General features: G+C 33.6%; 26 protein-coding genes and 1 tRNA gene. 12 read left to right on the top strand and 15 right to left on the bottom strand.

The window, feature by feature from the left end:
* The first annotated feature begins 31 nt into the window (after positions 1 to 31).
* On the top strand, positions 32 to 490 hold the full coding sequence (locus KO515_RS04155) for an RNA methyltransferase (protein ID WP_215935122.1): 459 nt from the start codon (positions 32 to 34) through the stop codon (positions 488 to 490).
* A gap of 81 nt (positions 491 to 571) precedes the next feature.
* Here KO515_RS04155 and rho read toward each other — a convergent pair whose 3' ends face one another.
* Positions 572 to 2,260 (bottom strand): transcription termination factor Rho, encoded by a 1,689-nt coding sequence (gene rho / locus KO515_RS04150; RefSeq protein ID WP_215935121.1) that lies wholly within the window; start codon positions 2,258 to 2,260, stop codon positions 572 to 574.
* A gap of 216 nt (positions 2,261 to 2,476) precedes the next feature.
* Here rho and KO515_RS04145 point away from each other — a divergent pair, with 216 nt between their 5' ends.
* Positions 2,477 to 2,887, top strand: a complete 411-nt coding sequence (locus KO515_RS04145) for a DUF4293 domain-containing protein (protein ID WP_215935120.1) — start codon at positions 2,477 to 2,479, stop codon at positions 2,885 to 2,887.
* Positions 2,888 to 2,950: 63 nt separating this feature from the next.
* On the opposite strand, the gene KO515_RS04140 is transcribed toward KO515_RS04145, so the two are convergent.
* Positions 2,951 to 3,445 carry a metallophosphoesterase family protein gene (locus KO515_RS04140; RefSeq protein WP_215935119.1) on the bottom strand — a complete coding sequence of 165 codons (495 nt, stop codon included), beginning with the start codon at positions 3,443 to 3,445 and terminating at the stop codon, positions 2,951 to 2,953.
* Between the two features lie 127 nt (positions 3,446 to 3,572).
* Here KO515_RS04140 and truA point away from each other — a divergent pair, with 127 nt between their 5' ends.
* Together truA and KO515_RS04130 are read left to right on the top strand one after the other, a co-directional pair.
* Positions 3,573 to 4,319, top strand: a complete 747-nt coding sequence (gene truA / locus KO515_RS04135) for a tRNA pseudouridine(38-40) synthase TruA (RefSeq protein ID WP_215935118.1) — start codon at positions 3,573 to 3,575, stop codon at positions 4,317 to 4,319.
* 51 nt (positions 4,320 to 4,370) lie between these two features.
* Positions 4,371 to 6,137: an ABC transporter ATP-binding protein gene (locus KO515_RS04130; protein ID WP_215935117.1), complete on the top strand. Its 1,767-nt coding sequence runs from the start codon at positions 4,371 to 4,373 to the stop codon at positions 6,135 to 6,137.
* Here the strand turns inward: KO515_RS04130 and KO515_RS04125 are convergent.
* The 5 genes from KO515_RS04125 to folP all read right to left on the bottom strand — a co-directional run bounded on the left by KO515_RS04125 (position 6,134) and on the right by folP (position 10,241).
* Positions 6,134 to 6,961, bottom strand: coding sequence for a DUF3667 domain-containing protein (locus KO515_RS04125; protein ID WP_215935116.1), 828 nt, complete (start codon positions 6,959 to 6,961; stop codon positions 6,134 to 6,136). The genes KO515_RS04130 and KO515_RS04125 overlap by 4 nt on opposite strands.
* Positions 6,958 to 7,752 (bottom strand): DUF3667 domain-containing protein, encoded by a 795-nt coding sequence (locus KO515_RS04120; RefSeq protein WP_215935115.1) that lies wholly within the window; start codon positions 7,750 to 7,752, stop codon positions 6,958 to 6,960. Before KO515_RS04120 ends, KO515_RS04125 begins: the two co-directional genes overlap by 4 nt.
* Positions 7,752 to 8,534 (bottom strand): diadenylate cyclase CdaA, encoded by a 783-nt coding sequence (gene cdaA / locus KO515_RS04115; protein ID WP_215935114.1) that lies wholly within the window; start codon positions 8,532 to 8,534, stop codon positions 7,752 to 7,754. The genes KO515_RS04120 and cdaA overlap by 1 nt, the downstream gene beginning before the upstream one ends.
* Before the next feature lie 113 nt (positions 8,535 to 8,647).
* Complete coding sequence (locus KO515_RS04110) at positions 8,648 to 9,328, bottom strand: hypothetical protein (protein ID WP_215935113.1); 681 nt, start codon at positions 9,326 to 9,328, stop codon at positions 8,648 to 8,650.
* Between the two features lie 76 nt (positions 9,329 to 9,404).
* On the bottom strand, positions 9,405 to 10,241 hold the full coding sequence (folP, locus tag KO515_RS04105) for a dihydropteroate synthase (RefSeq protein ID WP_215935112.1): 837 nt from the start codon (positions 10,239 to 10,241) through the stop codon (positions 9,405 to 9,407).
* Between the two features lie 95 nt (positions 10,242 to 10,336).
* Between folP and KO515_RS04100 the strand changes: the two genes are divergently transcribed.
* The 4 genes from KO515_RS04100 to tpiA all read left to right on the top strand — a co-directional run bounded on the left by KO515_RS04100 (position 10,337) and on the right by tpiA (position 14,057).
* Positions 10,337 to 10,879, top strand: coding sequence for a DUF1599 domain-containing protein (locus KO515_RS04100; protein ID WP_215935111.1), 543 nt, complete (start codon positions 10,337 to 10,339; stop codon positions 10,877 to 10,879).
* A gap of 99 nt (positions 10,880 to 10,978) precedes the next feature.
* Positions 10,979 to 12,073, top strand: a complete 1,095-nt coding sequence (locus tag KO515_RS04095) for a BT_3928 family protein (RefSeq protein ID WP_215935110.1) — start codon at positions 10,979 to 10,981, stop codon at positions 12,071 to 12,073.
* A gap of 75 nt (positions 12,074 to 12,148) precedes the next feature.
* Positions 12,149 to 13,222 carry an ABC transporter permease gene (locus KO515_RS04090; RefSeq protein ID WP_215935109.1) on the top strand — a complete coding sequence of 358 codons (1,074 nt, stop codon included), beginning with the start codon at positions 12,149 to 12,151 and terminating at the stop codon, positions 13,220 to 13,222.
* Positions 13,223 to 13,307: 85 nt separating this feature from the next.
* A complete protein-coding gene (tpiA, locus tag KO515_RS04085) occupies positions 13,308 to 14,057 on the top strand; it encodes a triose-phosphate isomerase (protein WP_215935108.1) in 750 nt (249 codons plus the stop codon).
* A gap of 114 nt (positions 14,058 to 14,171) precedes the next feature.
* Here the strand turns inward: tpiA and KO515_RS04080 are convergent, their stop codons facing one another.
* Positions 14,172 to 15,374: a porin gene (locus KO515_RS04080; RefSeq protein WP_215935107.1), complete on the bottom strand. Its 1,203-nt coding sequence runs from the start codon at positions 15,372 to 15,374 to the stop codon at positions 14,172 to 14,174.
* A 69-nt stretch (positions 15,375 to 15,443) separates the two neighbouring features.
* Here KO515_RS04080 and prmA point away from each other — a divergent pair, with 69 nt between their 5' ends.
* Positions 15,444 to 16,277, top strand: coding sequence for a 50S ribosomal protein L11 methyltransferase (gene prmA / locus KO515_RS04075; protein WP_215935106.1), 834 nt, complete (start codon positions 15,444 to 15,446; stop codon positions 16,275 to 16,277).
* A gap of 62 nt (positions 16,278 to 16,339) precedes the next feature.
* Positions 16,340 to 16,612, top strand: coding sequence for an ATP-dependent Clp protease adaptor ClpS (locus KO515_RS04070; protein ID WP_215935105.1), 273 nt, complete (start codon positions 16,340 to 16,342; stop codon positions 16,610 to 16,612).
* 65 nt (positions 16,613 to 16,677) lie between these two features.
* Here KO515_RS04070 and KO515_RS04065 read toward each other — a convergent pair whose 3' ends face one another.
* From KO515_RS04065 to KO515_RS04040, 6 genes are all read right to left on the bottom strand, one after another.
* Positions 16,678 to 16,953 (bottom strand): heavy-metal-associated domain-containing protein, encoded by a 276-nt coding sequence (locus KO515_RS04065; protein ID WP_215935104.1) that lies wholly within the window; start codon positions 16,951 to 16,953, stop codon positions 16,678 to 16,680.
* A gap of 60 nt (positions 16,954 to 17,013) precedes the next feature.
* Positions 17,014 to 18,420 (bottom strand): MBL fold metallo-hydrolase, encoded by a 1,407-nt coding sequence (locus KO515_RS04060; RefSeq protein ID WP_215935103.1) that lies wholly within the window; start codon positions 18,418 to 18,420, stop codon positions 17,014 to 17,016.
* A 70-nt stretch (positions 18,421 to 18,490) separates the two neighbouring features.
* Positions 18,491 to 19,297, bottom strand: coding sequence for a sulfite exporter TauE/SafE family protein (locus KO515_RS04055; protein ID WP_215935102.1), 807 nt, complete (start codon positions 19,295 to 19,297; stop codon positions 18,491 to 18,493).
* 1 nt (position 19,298) lies between these two features.
* Entirely contained in the window at positions 19,299 to 19,715 is a 417-nt protein-coding gene (locus KO515_RS04050; protein WP_215935101.1) for a DUF6691 family protein, read from the bottom strand.
* 2 nt (positions 19,716 to 19,717) lie between these two features.
* A complete protein-coding gene (locus tag KO515_RS04045; protein WP_215935100.1) occupies positions 19,718 to 20,275 on the bottom strand; it encodes a YeeE/YedE family protein in 558 nt (185 codons plus the stop codon).
* 55 nt (positions 20,276 to 20,330) lie between these two features.
* Positions 20,331 to 20,966 carry a Crp/Fnr family transcriptional regulator gene (locus KO515_RS04040; protein ID WP_215935099.1) on the bottom strand — a complete coding sequence of 212 codons (636 nt, stop codon included), beginning with the start codon at positions 20,964 to 20,966 and terminating at the stop codon, positions 20,331 to 20,333.
* Between the two features lie 117 nt (positions 20,967 to 21,083).
* Between KO515_RS04040 and KO515_RS04035 the strand changes: the two genes are divergently transcribed.
* Positions 21,084 to 21,157, top strand: a tRNA-Arg gene (locus tag KO515_RS04035).
* A 298-nt stretch (positions 21,158 to 21,455) separates the two neighbouring features.
* On the opposite strand, the gene KO515_RS04030 is transcribed toward KO515_RS04035, so the two are convergent.
* Positions 21,456 to 21,608 carry an SsrA-binding protein gene (locus KO515_RS04030; RefSeq protein WP_215935098.1) on the bottom strand — a complete coding sequence of 51 codons (153 nt, stop codon included), beginning with the start codon at positions 21,606 to 21,608 and terminating at the stop codon, positions 21,456 to 21,458.
* Positions 21,609 to 22,169: 561 nt separating this feature from the next.
* Here KO515_RS04030 and KO515_RS04025 point away from each other — a divergent pair.
* Positions 22,170 to 24,134 (top strand): endonuclease, encoded by a 1,965-nt coding sequence (locus tag KO515_RS04025; protein ID WP_215935097.1) that lies wholly within the window; start codon positions 22,170 to 22,172, stop codon positions 24,132 to 24,134.
* Positions 24,135 to 24,161 lie beyond the last annotated feature (27 nt).

Here is a 24,161-nt window from a genome sequence, read left to right as displayed (position 1 = left end):
AAGATAAAGATGAAATTTATATTTTTGACTTATGAATGATAATTTTACAAATGAATTTTTCGGTATTGGAATTCAGAATGGAAAAACACCAGAAAATCTAGGTGTGCTTTGGAGATCAGCTCAAAATCTTGGAGCGAGTTTTATTTTTACTATTGGTAATCGGTATGCTAAACAGGCTTGTGATACACATAACGCGGTGAAATCCATGCCTTATTTTCACTATGACACATTTGAGGACTTCTTTAATAATATACCAAAAGGAGCGCGGCTTGTAGGAGTGGAATTAGCCGAAGATGCTGTTCCTTTAGAAACGTTTAACCATCCGAGACGTTGTGTCTATTTATTAGGAGCAGAGGACCATGGTTTGTCTAAACAAGCTATTGAAAAAAGCCATTTTTTAATAAAGTTTAAATCACAATTAAGTTTGAATGTTTCTGTAGCAGGTAGCATTGTAATGTACGATCGCGGTATTGCTAAACCAAGAATATAGTTCTATTAGAAATCAGACATAAAAAAAAAGACCTTGATAATAATTCAAGGTCTTTTTTATTATAATACATTTTAAAATGGTTTAACCATTCATAGAAATCAAAAATTCTTCGTTGTTACGCGTTTGTTTAAAACGGTCGTTAATGAATTCCATTGCTTCCACTGGATTCATATCTGCTAGATATTTACGCATTACCCACATTCTTTGTATTGTAGTCGCATCTAATAAAATATCATCACGCCTTGTGCTAGATGATGTTAAATCGATAGCTGGGAAAATACGACGGTTAGAAATCTTACGATCTAATTGTAATTCCATGTTACCAGTTCCTTTAAATTCTTCAAAGATAACTTCGTCCATTTTAGAACCCGTTTCTGTTAATGCTGTCGCAATAATAGTAAGCGATCCACCATTTTCAATGTTACGAGCTGCACCAAAGAAACGTTTTGGTTTATGTAAAGCATTGGCATCAACACCACCAGAAAGAATCTTTCCAGATGCTGGCTGTACCGAGTTATATGCTCTTGCTAAACGCGTAATTGAATCTAAAAGAATCACTACATCATGGCCACATTCGACCAAACGTTTTGCTTTTTCTAATACAATATTGGCAATTTTCACATGCTCATGTGCTTCTTTATCGAACGTAGAAGCAATAACTTCACCACGCACATTACGTTGCATGTCTGTAACTTCTTCAGGACGTTCATCAATAAGTAAAATCATTTGATATACCTCAGGATGATTCGCAGCAATGGCATTGGCAACATCCTTAAGTAACATGGTTTTACCTGTTTTTGGTTGTGATACAATCATACCACGTTGTCCTTTACCAATTGGTGCAAACAAATCCATAATTCGCGTCGAAATTGTAGCTTGCTTTTCGGCAATATTAAATTTCTCTTGTGGGAATAAAGGAGTTAAATGCTCAAAAGCAACGCGATCTCTTACCACATTAGGTAATTGGCCATTAATTTTACTAACCTTAATTAATGGGAAATATTTTTCACCTTCTTTTGGTGGACGTACATTTCCTAAAACAGTATCACCAACTTTTAATCCGAATAATCTAATTTGAGATTGTGATACATAAATATCATCAGGAGAGGATAGGTAATTGTAATCCGATGACCTTAAAAATCCATAACCATCTTGCATAATGTCTAAAACACCTTCACTTTCAATAATGGCATCAAATTCAAAATCGGGCTCACGGTAGCGATTTCTGCTATCTCTATTTCCGTTATTTTTTGAATTATTATTGTGAGAGTTACCATCTTTAGAACGCGACTGCCTATTATCGTTGTTTTGTGGACGTCTTTTGTCGTCTTTACGAGGATTAGGTTTCTTTTGTTCTTGAGGTTTATTGTTAGACTTGTCTGTATTGGTTTTATCCTCTTTGGCTTTAGTTTCTTGCGGCTTGCGCTCTGTAGTTTTTCGAGGACTAGGTTTCTTCTGGGCTTGAGGTTTTGCTTTAACGTCTTCAGGTTTGTCTGTAAGCTCTAAAGATTTTTGCTCTATATTTTCTTTCGGTTTTTTAGAGATCCTTGCACGTTTTTGTTGAGGTTTGCTGTCCTGCTTCTTTGGTGCTGAAGGTGATTCTGTTGCAACATTGTCTTTAACAGCACTAGGGTTTGCGGCTTGGTAATCTAAAATTTGATAAACCAAGTCTAGTTTTTTTTGTGTACGGTATTTAGGTACGTTTAGTTGTTTCGCTATTTCCTGAAGTTCAGGGAGTTTTTTAGCTTTTAACTGAGAAATTTCAAACATTCGTATGTTGTATATGTATTATAATTTTGATATTATTAATTCAATATTTTCTAAATGAAATAAAAAGAAAAAAAGTGAGATTAATTTGGAAGATTAGAAGGATGCAATTCAGTGTGTTACTTCTTTCTATTGCAATAATACAATTTTATTTTAAAATAATTTCTATCTTTTTAAAAAATAAACTCCTAATTTTGCATTCCTTTTAGAGTAAAAGATATGATTCAACGCATTCAAACCTTATATTTATTTTTAGCTGCTGTAATTTCAGCGGGTTTAATATTTGTGTTTCATTTGTGGACAGACAATAACGGAGTTAAGATATATGCCTTAAATGATTATTTGTATTTAGGTATGTTTTTAGGCTCAGCTTTATTATCTTTGGCATCAATATTTAGATTTAAAGACAGGAAGTCTCAATTTGTTTTGGGACGACTCAATATAGTATTAAACTTTATTTTACTAGGAATCTTTGTATATCAGTCGCTAAACTTATCTGGAGAAATTAACGTTTCTGAGAAAGGTATTGGGATTTTTCTTCCTATTTTTTCTATTGTGTGTTTAGTCTTGGCTAACAAGGCTATAAAAAAGGATGAAGATCTCGTAAAATCTGTAGATCGATTACGATAGACCTAAAATCTTAGTAGTATTAGTGTGAAAAACCCAAACGCTGCCGTTTGGGTTTTTTTTTGTTTATCGTTTTTCAAATTCAATAACCTCTAAATCTGTAATATTAGCTCCATCAATTTTAAACCTTAACATTGTTCGCACGTTATGAAACCCATGTTTGCCTGCTGCCCCGGGATTCATATGCAATAGATTTAATTTTTTATCTGGCATTACTTTTAGAATGTGTGAATGTCCTGTGATAAATAATTTTGGAGGATTAGCAACTAATGCTTCACGAACATTACTGTTGTATTTTGGCGGATAACCACCAATATGAGTGATCCATACATCTACATTTTCACACATAAACCGGTTGTGCAATGGGAACTCGGTACGTGCTTTAGCATCATCAATATTTCCGTGTACAGCGCGTAATGGTTTTAGTTTTTTAATTTGGTCAGTGACTTCCAAATCACCAATGTCGCCTGCATGCCAAACTTCATCAGCTTGCTTTACGTGTTTGAGAATGGCATCATCGATGTAACTATGAGTGTCTGATAAAAGGAGTATTTTTTTCATTTTATGCTGAACTAGTTTCAATATTTCTTTCTGAGAAACAAGAAAACTATAACTTTATATTTTAGGATTTTTTTAGGAATTAAAACCGCTATCTTTGTAGCTTCTGAAGCAAAAATAATGTAATCTTTTGAGATATTTTTTAGAGTTATCATATAATGGTAAAGCATATCATGGTTGGCAAAATCAACCAAACGCTATTTCTGTACAAGAAGTATTAGAAAATGCGCTTTCTACCATTTTGAAGACTGAAATTTCTATAATGGGAGCTGGCAGAACGGATACTGGTGTGCATGCATCACAAATGTTTGCGCATTTTGATTACGAAGGGGATTTTAAGTCTATAGATATTGTTTATAAATTGAATTCTTTTTTACCGAAAGATATCGCTATTAGTTCGGTTTTTGAAGTCAAGCCTGAAATGCATGCTAGATTTTACGCTACAAGTAGAACTTACAATTATAAAGTATCGACGTCTAAAAATGTATTTGATTACGATTTTGCATACCAGATGCAAATGCCATTGGATGTAGAAAAAATGAACGAAGCTTGTCAATTATTATTTCAGTATAAAGATTTTCAGTGCTTTTCTAAAACGAATACCGATGTAAAGACGTACAATTGTGATATTAAAGAAGCATTTTGGACACAACATAAAGACCAACTCGTTTTTACAATTACAGCAGATCGTTTTTTGAGAAATATGGTAAGAGCTATTGTTGGTACGATGATAAATATTGGTTTAGGAAAAATGAAGGTTGAAGAATTGCATACCGTTATAGCATCAAAAAACAGAAGCGAGGCTGGGTTTTCAGTGCCTGCACATGGCTTATATTTAGTGAAAATAGTATATCCTGAAAATATAAAAATTAATTAATGAGATTTTCGTTATTGCGGAAAGCAGATACCGAAACGAGATCGGCATAAGATGGCAGAAAAAGGAAAAAAAATATTTGATGTATCGTTATTCTCACGATTACTAAATTACATTAAACCGTATCGTGCAGTTTTTGTAATTTCATTAGTGTGTGTTATTGGCCTAGCATTATTTGGTGCCTTTAGGCCCTATGTTTTAAAAGAGGCTATAGATGTTAAAATTGCAAATAAGGAATATAATGGCTTTGTAATCTATATGGTTATAATGCTAGCCTTATTGATTTTAGAAGTCGTTTCACAATTACTCTTTATTTATTATGCCAGTTGGTTAGGGCAATCCGTGGTTAAAGATATTAGGATTAAACTATTTAAGCATATGCTTAAATTTAAAATGACCTATTTTGATAAATCTTCGGTTGGTATCTTAATAACAAGAGCAGTCACGGACATGGAGCGAATTGCAGATATATTTGGTCAAGGTCTTTTTATGATATTTAGTGACGTTCTAAAAATGGTGGTCGTGGCAGGATTTATGTTTTACATGAACTGGAAGTTAAGCCTTATCGTTATTATCACCCTGCCTTTTGTCTTATTTGCGACTAATATTTTTCAAAAGTATATGAAACGTGCCTTTGAAGATGTACGTACAGAGGTGTCTAATCTCAATTCATTTGTTCAAGAACGTGTGACCGGTATGAAAATATTGCAGCTGTTTACCCGTGAAGATACCGAATATAAAAAGTTTAAAGCTATTAACGAGCGTCATAAAAGAGGTTGGTTAAAGACGGTTTGGTACAATTCAATTTTCTTTCCGATAGCAGATTTTATTTCATCATTAACCATGGGAGCTGTGATTTGGTATGGTGGATTAAATACCGTTATAGGGCAAACGGCCACTTTAGGTGACTTAATAGCCTTTACCATGTTTATTCCTATGTTGTTTAGACCTTTAAATCAGATTGCGAACAAATTTAATACGCTTCAAATGGGAATGGTCGCGGCAGATCGGGTTTTTAAAGTGTTAGATACAACCTCTAATATTGATGATTCTGGTACTATTGAAGCCAATCATTTTAAGGGTGCCATTTCTTTTGAAGACGTACGGTTTTCATATATTAAAGATGAAGAAGTTTTAAAAGGTATTTCCTTTAACGTAAAAGCAGGTGAGACGGTTGCTATTGTTGGTGCAACAGGAGCTGGGAAATCTACCATCATTAATTTATTAAATCGTTTTTATGATATCAATTCAGGAACTATAACAGTTGATAATATAGATATAAAGGATATGACTTTGAGTTCACTTAGAAGTCAGATAGCTGTTGTACTTCAAGATGTGTTTTTATTTGCAGATACCATATTGAATAACATTACGTTAAATAATGAAAATATCACAGAGGCTGATGTGGTAAACGCAGCAAAGGCCATCGGAATTCACGATTTTATTTCTAGTCTTCCCAATGGTTATCATTATAATGTGAAAGAACGCGGAGTGATGTTGTCTTCTGGTCAGCGTCAATTAATTTCATTTTTAAGAGCGTACGTTACCAATCCAAGTATTTTAATTTTAGATGAAGCGACCTCTTCTGTAGATTCACATTCTGAACAGCTTATTCAAGATGCAACCGATAAAATAACAGAAGGTAGAACTTCAATTGTGATTGCACACCGATTAGCAACGATACAGCAAGCTGATAAGATTATTGTAATGGATAATGGTCAAATAGTGGAAATTGGCACGCATCAATCACTTTTAAAACAAAAAGGTGGTTACTACAAAAACCTTTATGAGGTTCAGTTTTTAAAGGTTGAAGTGGCTTAGTTTGCTGACCTTGCTTTAGAAGCTTCTTCTCCCATTTTTTTGCCAGCTTCAAAGGCTGGCCCAAACATGTCTTTCAAATCACCTGAAAAGTACATGGTAATTATCATAATTATCGTTATAAAAACCATAGTTATTCCTAATACAACAAAAAACAATAATGTTCTTATTAGGATATCAGAAACGCTAAGTTCTAATAGACGTTTAAGAACATAAGCTGAGTAGATAATCATTAAAGGTATCATTAGAATTCCTACGATACTTGAGCTTATGCCCAATAATCCTAAAGAAATTACCACTATGGCACTCGCAATTGAAAGTTGTGCCTGTATATACATGAAAACTACAAGCAACTCGGTATAATTGTATTTTTTGATATTGAAAAATGTAATTCGAGCCATTAAAGCATATAAAGGCACATAAAGCATCATTAATATGGATTGATACTCTTCAATAAATGACATGTTCTTTTTCTGAAATTCTTCTTGGCCAGGGTAAGCTAATTGGGAAAAATCCATTGATTCAGGAAAATATTTTTTAACTATTATAAGGTAAAAGCCAGAGATGGTTATGGCTAATGCAAAATAGCTGATAACATTGACGTGTTTTTTTCGTGTACCATTTATATAACCACCGATGACGTCTTCAGGTTGTTTAAAAAGTTGAATAAAAGTTTGTAATAACTTATTATCATAATTGAAAAATGTTTCACTGATATGTTCAAAAAGATTTCTAAATGTCAACCGATTTCTAATCACTTTACCACCACAGCTTTTGCAGTAATCATCTAATTCTTCGAGTGGTGTATAGCAGTTTTTACAATTCATTTATAAATATTTAAATTACCACTTAAAAAAAGCACTAAAAATATTATCATAACTATAATGCCGTAGAGCACGAAATAAAAAAACATTACAATTAAAAATTTAGCCAATGTATTCAGGAAATCTTCTTTAAATATTTTTTTTAAGACGTACCCCAAATAGATGAATGTTGGTAATCCAAGAAGCGAGGATACGATGAGGTAATTCATACCCGTGACTAAGAACAATATGCTAAATACAGCTGTAATTATGATAATTTGAGCTGAATAATATAGGTTTAAGACCAGGTGTTCAGTGAAATTAAAGCGTTTGTTTCCAAAAATATAATACACAAGCCAAGTCGCCAAAGCGGATACTGGAACACCTAATATATATAATAAACCTTGATATTTTGTGAAGAAGTCCGGATTATAACCTGCCATTGGATTAACGTCTTGATCTGGCATGTTCTCCATGGTTTTAATAAAATCAGGAGTAAACTCTAGTGCTTCTTTAAAAAAAGTAGTAAGTAAAAACACTTGTATACCAGCTAAAGTCAGGGAAATTGCAAAATACTGCAGGACGTCAATATACTTTTTTCGTGTCCCATTGATATAGCCAATAATTACAGTGTCAGGTTGTCTAAAAAGATCAATAAATGTGCGAAGAAATTTATTATCAATAGAAATAAACTGTTCATTTACTTGTTGAGCCAGTACTTTTGGTTGTAGTCGATTCTGAATAATTTTCGCGCCACACTCATCACAAAATTTTTGCGTTACTTTAAGTGTATTATTGCAATTTTTACAATTCACTAGCCTAAATCGTGTTTAATTTTATCTCTAAGCTCGTCCGTATTTTTAAACATTTCGAATTCACCATTTTTGATATAAGAAATCTGTCCGGTTTCTTCACTCACACAAAGGGCTAAAGCATCTGTTTTTTCAGTAATTCCAATAGCTGCTCTATGACGTAAGCCAAAACGCTCTGGAATGTTTTTTTCGTTATTCACAGGAAGAATGACACGTGTTGCTTTTACTACATTATTGTCAATAATAATAGCACCATCGTGTAGTGGGCTATTTTTGAAAAAGATACTTTCTATAATAGGCTGAGATACTAAAATGTTCATCTCATCTCCTGTATTGGTGAGAAAGTCTAAGTTGTTATTACGCTCCATGACAATCAAAGCTCCGGTGTTTGAAGCTCCCATTTTATTACAAGCATTGATTATTGCATCAACATCTGTTGTGGTTTGATCGTCGTTTTTAAGGAACTTAAAGTTTTTAAAAAGATCGCGTTTACCACCAATATTAGTGGAGCCCACCATTAAAAGAAATTTTCTAATTTCAGGTTGGAAGACAACAATAAGCGCTATAATTCCAACTTTCATAAAGCCATCAAAAATGCTGTAAAGCATGTGCATATTGAGGTAGTCCGTTAATCGCCAAGCAAAATAAATGATTAAAATACCAATGAAAATATTGATGGCAACCGTACCTTTTACAAGTTTGTAGATATAATAGAGTAGGATAGCCACAAGGAAGACATCCACAAAGTCTATAAATCTAAAATCCCAAAGTTGTAAGTTTTCCAAAAGGTTGGTGTTTCTGCTAATTTAAGAATTTATGTTTAGTAGCGAAGAAAATACACAGCTATAATCATAAATTTCAGACCTAGCAGGTTTTTAAAACCTAGCAGGTCTCCAATTTAATAAATGAATTCGATATTATCTATTTTGACTTTATCTGATTTAATTTTTGATAATTTTGATTTTATAGAAATATAATCCTCGAATTTTAATTCTTCATTATAGTTACAAACTAACGTAACTGAATCCTCTTTTACTATTTGACTAATCGTTTTCAACAGATATGTAAATTTCAACTGTGGTTGAATTTGATTGTTAACTATACCTTCAATGAAGGCATTTTTGTCATCTGTAAAATGTATTTCAAGATAGTTGTTTTTATAAATATTATTTTTTCCTACCCAATAATTACTCGTATCTTTTTTAGCATAGTTGATTTCAGTAAACTCCAAAAACCCCAAATTACCAATACTCGTATCATTACAAGTAAAATAATTCTTAGCATCTTCATTTTTATGCATTTCTGCATTTCGCTTTTTGTCTTGTAGAAATTTAATATGAGGAATCGCCTGTTCTAACGTTAAGCGTTTATCTACATTCACTAACCAATTGGTGGTGATGATCAAATTCTTTCGATTTAATAAGGTGGAGTCGGGTTGTGTCTCATCATAAAAGATATAAGCTGGTGATACGTCTAAGACTTCTGTGATTTCTGCATTTTGAATTTCAGGAAGGAGTAAAGTGCGTTCGTTGTTGCAACTAAATAGGGATAGAATAATTAGTAAATAGATGTAGCGCATTCTGTGTTGTAATTTAATATTCTTTGTTTTTTATTTTATAGTATAGAACTGCAAGGTTTTGGAATCCTGCTAAGTCTTAGGTCTTAGGTGAACTCTTTAGCTGATTATAAAGTGTTACACATTCTATAGCTTCCTTAACGTCGTGAACCCGTAAAATTTTAGCACCTTTTTGTAAAGCCACCATGTGTAATGCAGTTGTTCCGTTTAGGGCATCTTCAGAAGTTAAATTTAGCGTTTTGTAAATCATAGATTTCCTTGAAACTCCGGCTAAAATAGGTTTGTCGGTCAATTGAAGCAATTCTAATTGATTCAATAATTCAAAGTTTTGTTCAACGGTTTTTGCAAATCCAAACCCAGGGTCGACAATAATATCATTAATTTTTTCGTGGTGAGCTGCTGCAATATGTTCTGCAAAATAGGCAATCACCTCTTTAGTTAAATCATCATATTGCGTTTGCTGTTGCATAGTTTTCGGATTCCCTTTCATATGCATCATAATGTATGGCACAGCTAATGTTCCAACGGTAGAAAGCATGTTCTCATCTAGCTTTCCTGCAGAAATATCATTGACTAATGCAGCTCCTGCTTCAACACTTTGCTTTGCAACTTCACTTCTGAAGGTGTCAATAGAGATTAAAGCATGTGGAAAATGCTTCAAGATTAATTTAATTATTGGAATAACACGGTTTAATTCTTCAGTTTCACTAACATTCTCAGCATTTGGTCGAGAACTATAGCCGCCAATATCAATAAAAGTAGCTCCATCGGTGAGCATGGTTTCAACTTTTGTTAGTATCTCAGATGCATTTTTATATTGGCCACCATCATAAAATGAATCTGGTGTAACATTCAGTATTCCCATCACTTTTGGTGTGGATAAATTGATTAAATGTCCTTTGCAATTTATATTCATATTTACTCTAAAAAAGGCGTTAAGAAAACTTTAAACGTCAAACTTTGAACTTCTAATTTATTTATGCGAAATTTACGGAAATTATAACATAATAAATGCAAGATACTTCAAAACAATACGATGCTGTTGTCGCTAAATGTAGAGCGCTTTTTGTCAATAAAATGAGTGATTATGGAAGTGCGTGGCGCATTTTAAGATTACCATCACTAACCGATCAGATTTTTATAAAAGCACAACGCATTAGAGGGTTGCAGCAAAATGATGTTAGAAAAGTAGATGAAGGTGAAGTCAGTGAATTTATTGGGATTATTAACTATTGTTTAATGGCATTGATTCAGTTAGATAAGGGAGTCGTAGAGCAACCTGATTTAAATACTGAAGAAGCTACTGAATTATATGACGAAAAAATTGCACTCACCAAACAATTAATGCTCGATAAAAATCATGATTACGGTGAAGCATGGAGAGATATGCGTGTGAGTTCGTTAACCGATTTAATCTTACAAAAATTATTACGTGTAAAGCAAATTGAAGATAATGCTGGAAAAACACTAGTAAGTGAAGGCATTGATGCTAATTATCAGGATATGATAAACTATTCGATATTTGCAATGATTCATTTAAACGAAGCTGATTGATTTGCCATAAATATGGAACCGAAGCGTGGTTGAAGTGATAGTTAGATAAGAATACAAACTTAAAATAGATTCCTGATTTCGCAGGAATTACAAGAATTTATGAAATACATCGTACATCTTAGTAGAATTTTCACTGGAATATTATTTATCATCTCAGGATTTATAAAACTTAATGATCCATTAGGGTTTTCTTATAAACTTGAAGAATATTTTAGTTCAGATGTTTTAAATATCGAATTTCTAATCCCATATGCACTCGGCATTTCAGTGCTCGTTGTGGTGTTTGAAGTGGTGTTAGGGGTTTTCTTATTAATAGGCTATAAACCAAAATTTACGGTTTGGAGCTTGCTGTTAATGATTGTGTTCTTTACGTTCCTAACGTTTTATTCGGCGTATTTCGATAAAGTGAAAGATTGTGGTTGCTTTGGTGATGCCTTAGCTATGACACCTTGGGAAAGCTTCTCAAAAGATGTAGTGTTGCTAGTGTTAATTTTAATTTTATTTGTTGGAGTTAAACATATCAAACCAATTTTTTCAAAATTACCAACAACCATAATTGCGTTATTGAGTTTTATTGTATCGCTTTGGTTTGGATACCATGTGTTAATGCATTTACCTTCTATAGATTTTAGAGCCTATGCCATTGGTAATAATTTATCTGAAGAAATGGCCATTCCTGAAGATGCTCAACAACCTATTTTAGAATATACGTGGACCTTTAACGTTAATGGAGAAGAACAAGAATTTGTCACAAACGGAAGTTATCCAAGTGTGGATGGTGAGTATGTTGGTGTAGAAACTAAAACGGTTGATGAAGGTTATATTCCTGCTATTCAAGATTTTTCTATTGAATCGGATGAAGAAGATTTAACCAGTTTTTTCTTAGAGAAAGATAAACTTGTGATGATTACGATGTATAATGTCAACAAAGGTGAAGCAGAAGGTATGGCAAAGTTAAAATCTTTTGCTGATGACGCCATGAAAAAGGGCTATACGGTAATTGGTTTGTCGTCTTCCGGACCTGCAGACAAAGCACAAGTAAAAGCAGATTATAATCTAGATTTCGATATTTACTTGTGTGATGAGAAAGTCGTGAAAACGATAGTGCGTGCAAATCCTGGAGTTATCATATTAAACAAAGGAACTGTCGTAAACAAAGCACATTGGAATGATATTGAAGACATTGAATTATAATTAATGGCGTAATATTTTAGTGTCAGTTTTTAATTAAACGATGTTTTTAACTGAGTTTTATAATAACCCATTTTTTTGATAAGATATTTAATCAATAAAATCTTCTATGCCTTTATCACCTTGCTAGGTGTAATAACCGTCATTTTCTTTTTATTTAATAAACTTGGTGATCCTGCAAAAATGATGCTAGGACAAAACCAATCAGAAGAACAGGTTATTGCTGTAAAGAAGAAATACGGATTTGATAAACCCATTGGCACGCAGTTTTTATATTATTTGAATGATTTATCTCCAATATCATTTCATTCTAACACACCAAAAGATTACACCTATTTAGGACCTAATAAATATACAGCAACTGAGTTATTCAGTTTTGGAAATACCACGACGGTTATAAAAGCACCTTATTTACGAGAATCGTTTGCTAAACAAGGGAAAAAGGTGACTCAAATTATTGGAGAGACTATCCCTAATACGTTTGTTTTAGCAATTTCAGCTATTGTAATCGCCATTATTTTGGGAGTTATTTTCGGTATTATTTCCGCATTGTATAAAGATACTTGGGTAGATAAAAGCATTCAAATATTAAGCACATTCGGAATGAGTGTGCCCTCTTTTTTTAGCGCAATTCTGTTTGCTTGGTTATTTGGCTTTGTATTACATAAGTATACCAATTTAGAAATGACAGGTAGTTTGTATGAACTGGATGATTTTGGTGAGAAAATGAACATTCAATGGAAAAACTTAATCCTACCAGCCGTTGTTTTAGGTATAAGGCCATTGGCTGTAGTGATTCAATTAATGCGGAATTCACTATTAGAAGTCTTAAATCAAGATTATATTAGAACGGCAAGAGCCAAAGGGTTGAGCGAATTTCAAGTGATTAAAAATCACGCTGTAAAAAATGCATTAAATCCGGTAGTCACAGCAATTTCAGGATGGTTTGCATCGATGTTGGCGGGTGCCGTTTTTGTGGAATATATTTTTGGCTGGAATGGACTCGGTAAAGAAATCGTAAATGCGCTTAATACATTAGATTTGCCAGTAATAATGGGGGCTGTTTTAGTAATCGCTATCATTTTTATTACGATTAATATTTTTGTAGATGTCATTTATGCGTGGTTAGATCCTAGGGTGAAGTTATCGTAATGAAATACTGATAATTGTCAATTAACCATTATCTTTATTGTATTATTTTTGTGTACTAAAATTAAAAATTCAATATACATATATTATGAGAAAACATATCGTAGCCGGAAACTGGAAAATGAATAACGATTTACCTCAGACGGAACTTTTATTATCCGAATTATTAAAGCAAAATCAAACATCAGATGCTGAGGTTATGATTGCTCCAACGTTTACAAATTTATGGCAAGCATTTGAATCTTTAAGACAAGAGTCTATTGAGGTTATTGCTCAGAATATGCACTTTGCAGAAAATGGTGCTTATACAGGTGAAATTAGTGCAGGTATGCTAAAAAGTATTGGAATTAATACTGTTATTCTTGGGCATAGTGAACGTCGTGCTTATTTTAATGAAACCGACGAATCGTTAGCTAAGAAAGTAGACGCGGCTTTAGCACATGATATGCGTTCAATTTTTTGTTTTGGAGAAGAGTTACAAGATAGAAAATCTGGAAACCATGAAGCGATTGTTGAAGGTCAGATTAAGAATGCTTTATTTCATTTAGAAGCTGATGCTTTTAAAAATATCGTTTTAGCTTACGAACCTGTTTGGGCTATCGGAACTGGCGAAACGGCTAGTCCTGAGCAAGCTCAAGATATGCATGCGTTCATTAGAAAAACCTTAGCAGACAAGTACGGTAACACAGTTGCTGAATCTGTTTCTATTCTTTATGGAGGCAGTGTAAAACCAGGAAATGCTAAAGAAATTTTTGGAAAGCCAGATGTTGATGGTGGTTTAATTGGTGGAGCAGCGCTTAAAGCAGAAGATTTCTATGCTATAGTCAATGCGTTTTAATTAAGAACGATTAGCATTTAATATTAAAAGTCCTTCAATAATTGGTTGTTTTCAATTGTTGAAGGACTTTTTTACGTTTCACATCGTAATGAAACGTTTGAAGGTTATGCTGGTCTAAATCCCAATCTCAACCTGAAATCGTAAATACCAATCATTCGCCTGACTAGAATCCACATAGTTCAGTTCGCTATTGGTAACTTCAGCTTGTAACTTTAACGCGTGTTCCCAAATGTATTTAGTGACACCAAGGCTATATTGATTAGTTTGTGGTGTAAGGACCTCAATATCTTTGTGTGGTTCTTGGTAAGAATAACGACCTACAAGTTCATAATTACTTGGGAAAATATAACTTAATTGGGCATCAAAACCACTGCCCGCAAATACATATCTAGACTCTAAGGCATCCTCAGGATTTATGGTAACAGGATCGTCAGCAGTACGCTGCATGTATGCTGTTTGAAATGCCCAACCGTTATACTTGAAAATAGCATCTATTAATACAGACTGTATATCACGCTGGTCATATAAATCGTCACCGATTGTACCACGAGTTCTTCGAGCATTATTATTAAAATGGTACACACCAGAGAGCATTAGTTTTGGAGTCTCTTCGCGCTTGATGTCACCTTCAAATAGTGTTCCGTTGCTTTTAAACGCGCCAAAAGGAAAAAGTTCTAAACGTCCCGTAAACGCTAATCCGTTATCAGGTTCTTTCGTCCAGTTTCTGCCTTCACCAGTACTGATGGCTGTTTTTACGTTATAGGAAAATTTGTTTTGTAATTCATTTAAATAATAGACCTGTAACCCAAAATCTCTATCAATATTAAAACGGGAGTTATTAATAGAGCGATCGGTAAGTTGTAAAGCACCAGAGGAATTAATACGTTGCCTATTTCCAGGGAGTTTTGTTTGTCCAAAACCAATGTTCCAGTGTTTGTCGGGTCTATAAAATACAATGGCATCTCTAATAATGTTAAGGTTATCTCCATCTTCAATAGCTCCGACATCGTTTGGAGAAAATGATAATTGTATCACATAAATGATACTGGGATCACCCACATAACCATCAAATCGCAAACGCAAACGTCTTATCATGGCTTCATATCCATCTTCGTCGTTTTCATTATTTAAGTAGGTAAACCGGTTTTGCATTCTAAAACGAATATTCAATTTAAAAATACTGTCTGGTGAAGTGATACCTAAGCCTTTACCGTAGCTATAATACGGCAATGCGGACAGTTTTATATCATTATTCTCTTGCGCAATTGATATTTGAGATAAAATCAAAAATAGAATGCCAACAATATATTTATTCATAATATTTTAATTTGGTGCAAAAGTAATAGTAACTAAATTAATGATTAGTAAATTTGCTAAAAAAAATAAATGTCGGAATTATATATAGGATATACGTTTACGGTAAGTCCATTACAGCCAGCCGTTGAGATTTTAATTGCAGAATTGGGTTATGCAGGTTTTGAAAGTTTTGTAGAAAATGAAGAAGGAGTAATTGCATATATTCAGAAAGAAGAATGGAATGAAAACATTCTCGATGCTATTTATATTTTAGGTTCAGATGAATTTGAGATTTCTTATACGTTTGAAGAGATCGCGCAAACCAATTGGAACGAAGAATGGGAGAAAAACTTTAATCCTATCGTCGTTGATGATGTCGTTTCGGTACGTGCACCTTTTCATGAGAAGCCAGATACCAAATTCGATTTAATTATTGAACCCAAAATGAGTTTCGGTACAGGGCATCATGAAACAACACACATGATGATTCAGCATATACTAAAAAATGATTTTACGAATAAGTCGGTTTTAGATATGGGTTGTGGAACCGGAGTTTTAGCCATATTAGCAGAAAAAGTAGGGGCTGCAAAACTCGATGCTATTGATATTGATAATTGGTGCTACTTAAATAGTATTGAAAATGTAGAACGCAACGATTGTAAGAACATTTCGGTTTACGAAGGTGATGTAAAACTGTTAGAAGGAAAAATCTACGATAGTATTATTGCGAATATTAATAGAAATATATTGTTAGCCGATATATCTGAATATGCCAAATGCTTAAATAAAAATGGCTCCTTATTTTTAAGTGGTTTCTACAAAGAAGATATACCGTTAATTGAAGCAGAATGTAACAAACAGATGTTAAAATTGGAGGAAACTCTCCAAAAAGGGCAGTGGGTTTCATTAAAATTTATAAATTAGTAGTAATTAAAATAGAGTCTGTCAGACTAAGCTTATAAGAATTGCTTAAAAAGATATCTACTATGACTAAAGAAAAATATTCAGAAGAGCTACTTTTACAAGAAGAAGAAGTGGCACAAAATGAAATCGTATTATTTAACGATGAAGTCAATACTTTTGACCATGTTATTAATACGCTTATTTATGCTTGCGATCATATGCCAGAGCAAGCAGAGCAATGTGCCTTATTGGTGCATTATAAAGGGAAATGTACAGTTAAAACAGGAGCTTATGAAGATTTGGAACCACGATGTTCCAAGCTGCTACAAGCAGGCCTTAGCGCTGAAATAGTTTAAATAATAAAATCCCACTTAGAGTGGGATTTTTTGTTTGTATTTAGAAATAGGGCTATAGAATACTATTAATCCTGTTTCGTCATTCTTCCTACAGCACAACTCACAAAAGATTTTGCCTTTTTAGGCAATGAGTTCGCGTCTCCATCAATAGGATAGCCTAGATGTGATAATTTAGTTTTTACCGTTTCAGTGTCATTTTCGGAAGCGGCTGTAAAGCTTACTTCGTCGGTATCGTTATCAACTTGCACTTCAGAAATACCATCTAATTTAGATAATTGTGTAACAATAGTGTTTGCACAACCACCACATTTCAGGTTCTGTATTTTTACTGTATTTTTCATTTGTATGTGTTTTAGAAACCTCTCTGCCCTCAAAAAAAACTGAAAGGTTTAAAAATTTAGTTATAAAGTTGAAGGACAAACAAAATCCGTTGTCTTTAAATCGGTATTTTTAATTGCTGCAAAGCCACCATCAACGTCTATAAGTTTAGTGAATCCTCTTGCTTTTAAAATTGATGCCGCAATAACAGAGCGATACCCACCTGCACAATGCACGTAGTAGGTTTTATCTTTGCTGACTTCGTTCATCTTTTCATTGATAAAATCTAACGATAAATGCTGTGCATCTACAATGTGAGACGACAAATATTCACCATCTTTACGTACATCTAAAATATTAAGCGTATCCGATTTTGCTCTCTCTGCAAATTCCTCAACGGTAACGGAGTCTAGGGTTTCAACATCTTTTCCTGCGTTTTTCCACGCCTCTAATCCGCCTTCAAGATAACCTAAGGTATTATCATAACCAACGCGAGATAATCTCGTAACAGCCTCGGCAGATTTACCTTCTGGAACCACTAAAATAATAGGTTGTTTGATGTCTTTTATTAAAGCACCAACCCAAGGAGCAAAACCGCCATTCAAACCAATAAATATTGAATTTGGAATATGACCTTTTATAAAATCAGATTGTGTTCTAACATCTAACACTAATGCAGATTCATGATTAGCTAAAGCTTCAAATTCTTCAGGCTTTAGTGCTACATCTCCAGTTTTTAAAACGGTTTCAAAAGTGTCGTAACCCATTTTATTCATCATGGCATTTTTCGCAAAATACTGTGGTGGTGGAGCAATACCATCTAAAACTTCTTTTACAAATTCGGCTTTAGTCATATCTGCACGCAAGGCATAATTTGTTTTTTTCTGTTCACCTAAAACACCAACTGTTTCTTTGCTTAGGTTTTTTCCACAGGCGGAACCAGCACCATGAGCAGGATAAACAATAACGTCATCTGCTAGTGGCATAATTTTATTTCGAAGTGAATCATATAACATAGCAGCTAAATCTTCTTTGGTTAAATCAGATTTAATGGCTAAATCTGGTCGGCCAACATCGCCTAAAAACAAGGTGTCACCCGAAAAAATAGCGTGATCTTTTCCGTTTTCGTCTATTAATAAGTACGTCGCGGATTCTAAAGTATGTCCTGGAGTATGTAATACTTTAATCGTTACTTTTCCTAATTTTAATTCTTCACCATCCGTAGCAGCATGAATATTATATTCTGTAGTTGCTCCTGGTCCAAATACGATAGTTGCTCCGGTTTCTTTCGCCAAATCTACATGACCAGAAACAAAATCAGCATGAAAATGTGTTTCTAAAATATATTTAATGTTGGCGTTATTAGCTTTTGCTTTATCAATATATTGCTGAACTTCTCTTAGCGGATCAATGATGGCAACTTCACCTTCAGATTCAATATAATAAGCACCTTGTGCTAAACAGCCAGTATATAATTGTTCAATCTTCATTCTTAATTTATTTGAGTTGCAAATTTACGAAACTTCGTTTTTTGAAATGTGATAATTATCACAAAGTGTGTTAAAAGAGCTCTTTGAAAATGATATATACAGCCATTATTAAGGTAAAATAGCCGAATCCTCTTTTTAATCGTTTGGCACTTATTTTTTTAGATAGTGCTAATCCTATAAATATACCGACAATTGAGATCACGGTGAACGTTATAAGAAACTGCCAATCTATTGAGACGGTTTTATTTAAATCACCTAAAAAGCCTATCAGTGATTGTATTGCTATAATAAATAATGAGGTGCTAATGGCTTTTTTTATGGGAAGTTTGACCAATAAAACCAAAGCCGGTACGATGAGAAATCCTCCACCAGCTCCAACTAAGCCTGCTAAAGCACCGATTCCTATAGCTTGTGTACCGATGGCGAAATAGTGCGTATTATCGAATGTTTTTAGTGTGCTGTCACTATTAATGGTTTTAGATTTAATCATAGACCAACCCGCTAAAAGCATAATAATGGCAAATAACAACATGATAAATAATGAATTGGTAAGTGTAAAATTACCTATAGAAAACAATACCTCTGGTAAATTAGGTACGACTACGCGTCTCACCATAAAAACCGTAAAGATGGAAGGGATTGCAAATATGATAGCTGTTTTAAAATCTATCGTATTTTTTTTGATGTTACGAAACGTACCAACTAAAGCTGTACTTCCAACTATAAACAGGGAATAACCAGTGGCAGCTATTGGACTAAAGCCTAAAAAATACACCAATATAGGCACCGTTAAGATAGAGCCACCTCCACCTATTAAACCTAAAACAAGTCCAACAATAAGCGCTCCGATATACCCTATAATTTCTACGAGTTCCATTTTAATGTGGTAGTTTATCTTTTAATAATCCGTAAACATAAGTACCTAATAAAGCTGCGGCAATAACAATAATAATTGAAAACGCTCCTGTACCAATTAATATATACATGGGGCCAGGACAAGCTCCAGATAATGCCCATCCCAATCCAAAGATAGTTCCTCCAAGGATATAACGTGTAAAACCACGGTCTTTTAATGGGACTATTAACGTGGTACCTTCCGTGGTTTTAATCTTCTGCTTTTTAGAAAGTAAAAGTATTACAATACCAGTACCAACCGCAGTCCCAATTATACCATACATATGAAAGGATTGAAACTTAAACATCTCAAAAATACGATACCAAGATACGGCTTCAGATTTAACTAAAACAATTCCGAAGAAAATACCAACGATAAAAAACTTTATATACTTACCCATAATTAAAAGAGTATTGGAAAAATAAGATGAATCATAATGAGGCCTCCTAAAAAGAAACCGATAACAGCAATTAATGATGGTAATTGTAAACTACTCAACCCTGTGATCGCATGGCCAGAAGTACAACCACCAGCATAACGCGTCCCAAAACCAACAAGAAATCCACCAACTATGAGTATAGACAATCCTTTAATACTTAAAACAGCGTCCCAACTAAATAATTCTAGTGGTAATAAACTTTGACCAACGTTATTAAATCCAAGTGCAGACAAATCTTTTACAGTGGCTTCGCTCAGATCCATATCTATAGGGTTCGATAATAAAAAGTGTGCGATAAAACCACCAACAATAGCACCAAGTACAACAACTAAATTCCATTTATGACTTTTCCAGTCATAGTTAAAAAACTTAACGTGTTTACCAGCTCCGCCTATAGCACACATAGTTCTAAGATTTGACGACATGCCAAATGTTCTACCAAAATAGAGTAGTAGAAACATAACGATAGCAATACATGGTCCGGAGACGTACCATGGCCAAGGTTGTAAAATATAGTCCATAATTTTTATTTGATGCAAAAATAGAGTTCTGTAATTAAGTCTGTGTTAAAGGTTTTTAAAAATCTAAAACAAGAATTTTGTTCCTGCCAAGTTCAATTTTATTTTCACGTTCTAATTGTTTTAATAAACGAGAAATAACAACACGAGATGTGTTTAAGTCTTCTGCTATTTCTTGGTGTGTAATTTCTAAACTTGTAGACGCTGTTAATTTTACGTGATCTGTAAGATATTTGAACAAGCGCTCATCCATTTTCATAAAAGCTAACGTGTCAATCGTTTCTAGCATTTCGTCAAAACGAATTTGATAACTTTGTAATATGAAATTTCTCCAACTTTCATTGGAATTAAACCATAGTTTCATATAATCTATTGGAATCATAATCACCGTGGTATCCTCATCTGCAACGGCTCTAATTTTACTTACTGATTTTACCATGCAGCACGTTAAGGACATGGCACAAGTGTCTCCAGATTCTAAAACGTACAATAAGAGTTCATCACCATGAGCATCTTCTCTTAACACTTTGATGTTTCCTTTGATTAAAAGTGGGATAAAATTTAAATCCTGACCAATATCAATGATAATATCAGATTTTTGAAACGTTTTGAGGAACGCAACATCAGCGATATTATCGATTATTTCGGAATCGAATAAGTAATTAAATGGTTCAAGGAGTTCTTTAGAAATCATACCTCAAAAATACTAATTTAAAAATTTGAAATAAATAGTTTGGTGGTATTTTAATAAATGTATTATATTTGCACCCACTTAAAACGGACCATGAGGTTTAAATAAAGTGAAAAATACGGCCTCGTGGCGCAACTGAATAGCGCACTTGATTACGGCTCAAGAGGTTACAGGTTTGAATCCTGTCGAGGTCACAGAGCAAAAAGCCCATTTCTTTACTGAAATGGGCTTTTTCGTTGAAATAAAGTTCGAATTTCAGTTTGATAATTAGCAGTCTCAGTACAAAAGAAGTGTTTTGAGTTGTGTTATTCTACGCGATTATCAATTTTAATGACCACTATCGTCGTCATATAGGATCCGCGATATATTATAAATACATTGTAGTTTAGTTGCGCATTAGAAATTTCCGCAGGTATAATAGGAGAACATAAACTTGAGGGGTTTTATGGATTACAGCTAATTCTAGCGTTTGTAATACATAAAAATCAAAGTTTATCCAAGTGCATTCTTAGTTACATAAACACGCCAACCTATGATAGCAAGCTGTAATTTAGAAGCTTTGCTAAGGTCTAACTGTTTTTTTGAATACGATGGGAGTATGGCTTTATTGAGTTGAGCCAGAAGTTTAAAGATTTTGTTTTTCATGCTATGTTGAATAATAAATCTTTAACAAAAATAGTAAAACTTATTCTAGAACTAAGTTCTACATTTTTTTGGTTGGTGTTGGTTTGTAATTTTAGATTACTGCTATAATCAGTTCAATAATTAATTGTGCTAAGGTCATCATGGTTGTCTAGTTTTTAGGTTAATAAAATATGTTAATCGTTTGATTGAGTTTTCAATATATATCCTAAACCTATCTCTGTCCAAATGTTTTACTCTAAATTGATGAAATTGAATTCTGATTTATAACTATAATAATAATATGTGTTTCGTTATTTTGTGACGTGTCTACATTTTGGTTTGTATCTGTAATGTTAAAAGCTATTTTCGATTTCATATTTGTAGTTTTATAGGGGGTTTTACGACCTGTTTTGTAAATCGTAGAGCGGTTTTGTTCTTAAAATCCTATTTTTTGTGATTATCATCTTTTTGAAGTTGGAGTTTTATGATAAATTTCATGTTTTAATTAGACTAATTTTTGTATTTAATTATAACGTAACAACGGTGTTTAAATTTAAAACTATCTTTACAAAAAAAAATAATATGATAAAGAACATTACCATAGTAGTATTACTTTTAATTACAGGGTTGGGTTGGTCTCAAGTTTTAGTGATTAACGAATTGGATTCAGATTCTCCGAGTATAGATACGCACGAATTTATAGAGTTAAAATCTGAAACTCCAAATTTTTCAACTGATGGTTATATTTTGGTATTTTTTAATGGATCGAGTAGTGGAGGAGATCGTAGTTACTTTACTTATGATTTAAACGGCTTAACTACTGATATTAATGGCTTGTTAGTTGTAGGGAGTGTCAATATTTCCCCGTTTCCACAGTCGTTAATGGCTGAAAATGTTATTCAAAATGGACCAGATGCTGTGGGAATTTATCAAGCTTCAATATTTGATTTTCCAGAAGAGACTGTCGCGACACAAACGAATTTGATAGATGCGATGGTTTATGGAACTAACGATTCGGATGCTACTGGCTTATTAGATAAACTTGGAGAAACTACACAGTATAATGATAATGGTACCAATGCAAATCCTAAATCTATTCAACGTTACGTAGACGATATGGGAAACGTTACGTTTTCTGCGGCTACACCAACTCCAAGACGCGAGAATGATGGTTCTGGGATTGCTATTAATGCTATCACCATTTCCGTTGTAGATGTCCAGGTTGATGAAGGTGCTATATTTGATATTACGTTTACTGCTGATACAAACATGACATCTGATTTAAATTTTAATATAAGTTTAGATAATGAAGGGTTTAATACATCTGACTATACAGGGTCTACTAATCTGACTATTTTATCAGGACAAAGTACAACGAGCACAACAATTACATTAATCGATGACGCTGATGATGAAGGTGATGAGGTTTTAAAAATTAGGTTTTTAGATTTGATAGAGCCTATAGTCGCTAATAATGGTGCTATTGAAATACGCATTGTCGATAATGATTTTACTGTTGCAGCTTTTGGAACTCCATTAAATCCTACCTATGGTATTGTGGAAAGTACGCAGCCTAATGGCTATTATAATAGCTTGGACGGTTTAGAGGATGTCGCATTAAGACAAGCCTTGCAGGATATTGTTGCAGACCCAAGTATTGTTAGAGCACAAACATATGCTGATGTTATTGATATTTTAATGGAAGCTGATCAGAACCCTGAACATAGTAACGAGGTTTGGTTGGTGTATTTAGAAGAAGGTCGTGCTAAATTAGATGTCCAAACCAGTTCTACAAGTACAGGAAAATGGAATAGAGAACATACGTTTCCTAGATCTCGTGGTGGATTTGATAGTATAGAAGAAGATGAAATTGCAGATGGAATAGATGTTTACTGGACTACAAAAGCAGATTCGTTACGTCACGGAAATTCTGATGTGCACGCTTTAAGAGTAGTAGATGGTCCTGAGAATAGTACCCGTAATAACCAATTTTATGGAGAATATAATGGACCAGATGGAACGGCAGGAATGTTTAAAGGCGACGTCGCTAGAGGTGTGTTTTATATGGCTGTCCGTTACAATGGTTTAGAGATTGTAAATGGTTTTCCGGAAGAGACCGTTGGTGAATTTGGTGATTTAGCTACCTTATTGAACTGGCACAGAAATGATCCTCCAGATGATTTTGAAATGAATAGAAATAACGTTATTTATAATTGGCAAAAGAATAGAAACCCGTTTATTGATCAGCCAGATATGATAGAATATATTTGGGGAAATATGATTGGTGAAACTTGGACTCAGGTATTAAGTGTCGCTGATAATACGGAACTTAATGTCGCGTTATATCCTAATCCAACAACAGGACGTGTTTATATTTCTGGTTTAAATACAGTCGCAGATGTTGAGGTTTATTCCATAGAAGGGAAACTTCTAAAGCAAATGCAATCTGTTGAAAGTTATATTGATTTAGAGGTCGCTTCAGGAATATATCTTTTAAAATTAGAAAGCGATAACCGTTCTGTGATTAAGAAAGTTATTGTAGAGTAAGCAAAAGAAATAATATATAAAAAAGCC

The sequence above is a fragment of the Winogradskyella psychrotolerans genome, assembly GCF_018860545.1.
Taxonomy (GTDB): Bacteria; Bacteroidota; Bacteroidia; order Flavobacteriales; family Flavobacteriaceae; genus Winogradskyella; species Winogradskyella psychrotolerans_A.
This window is presented reverse-complemented; position numbering and strand designations above follow the sequence as displayed.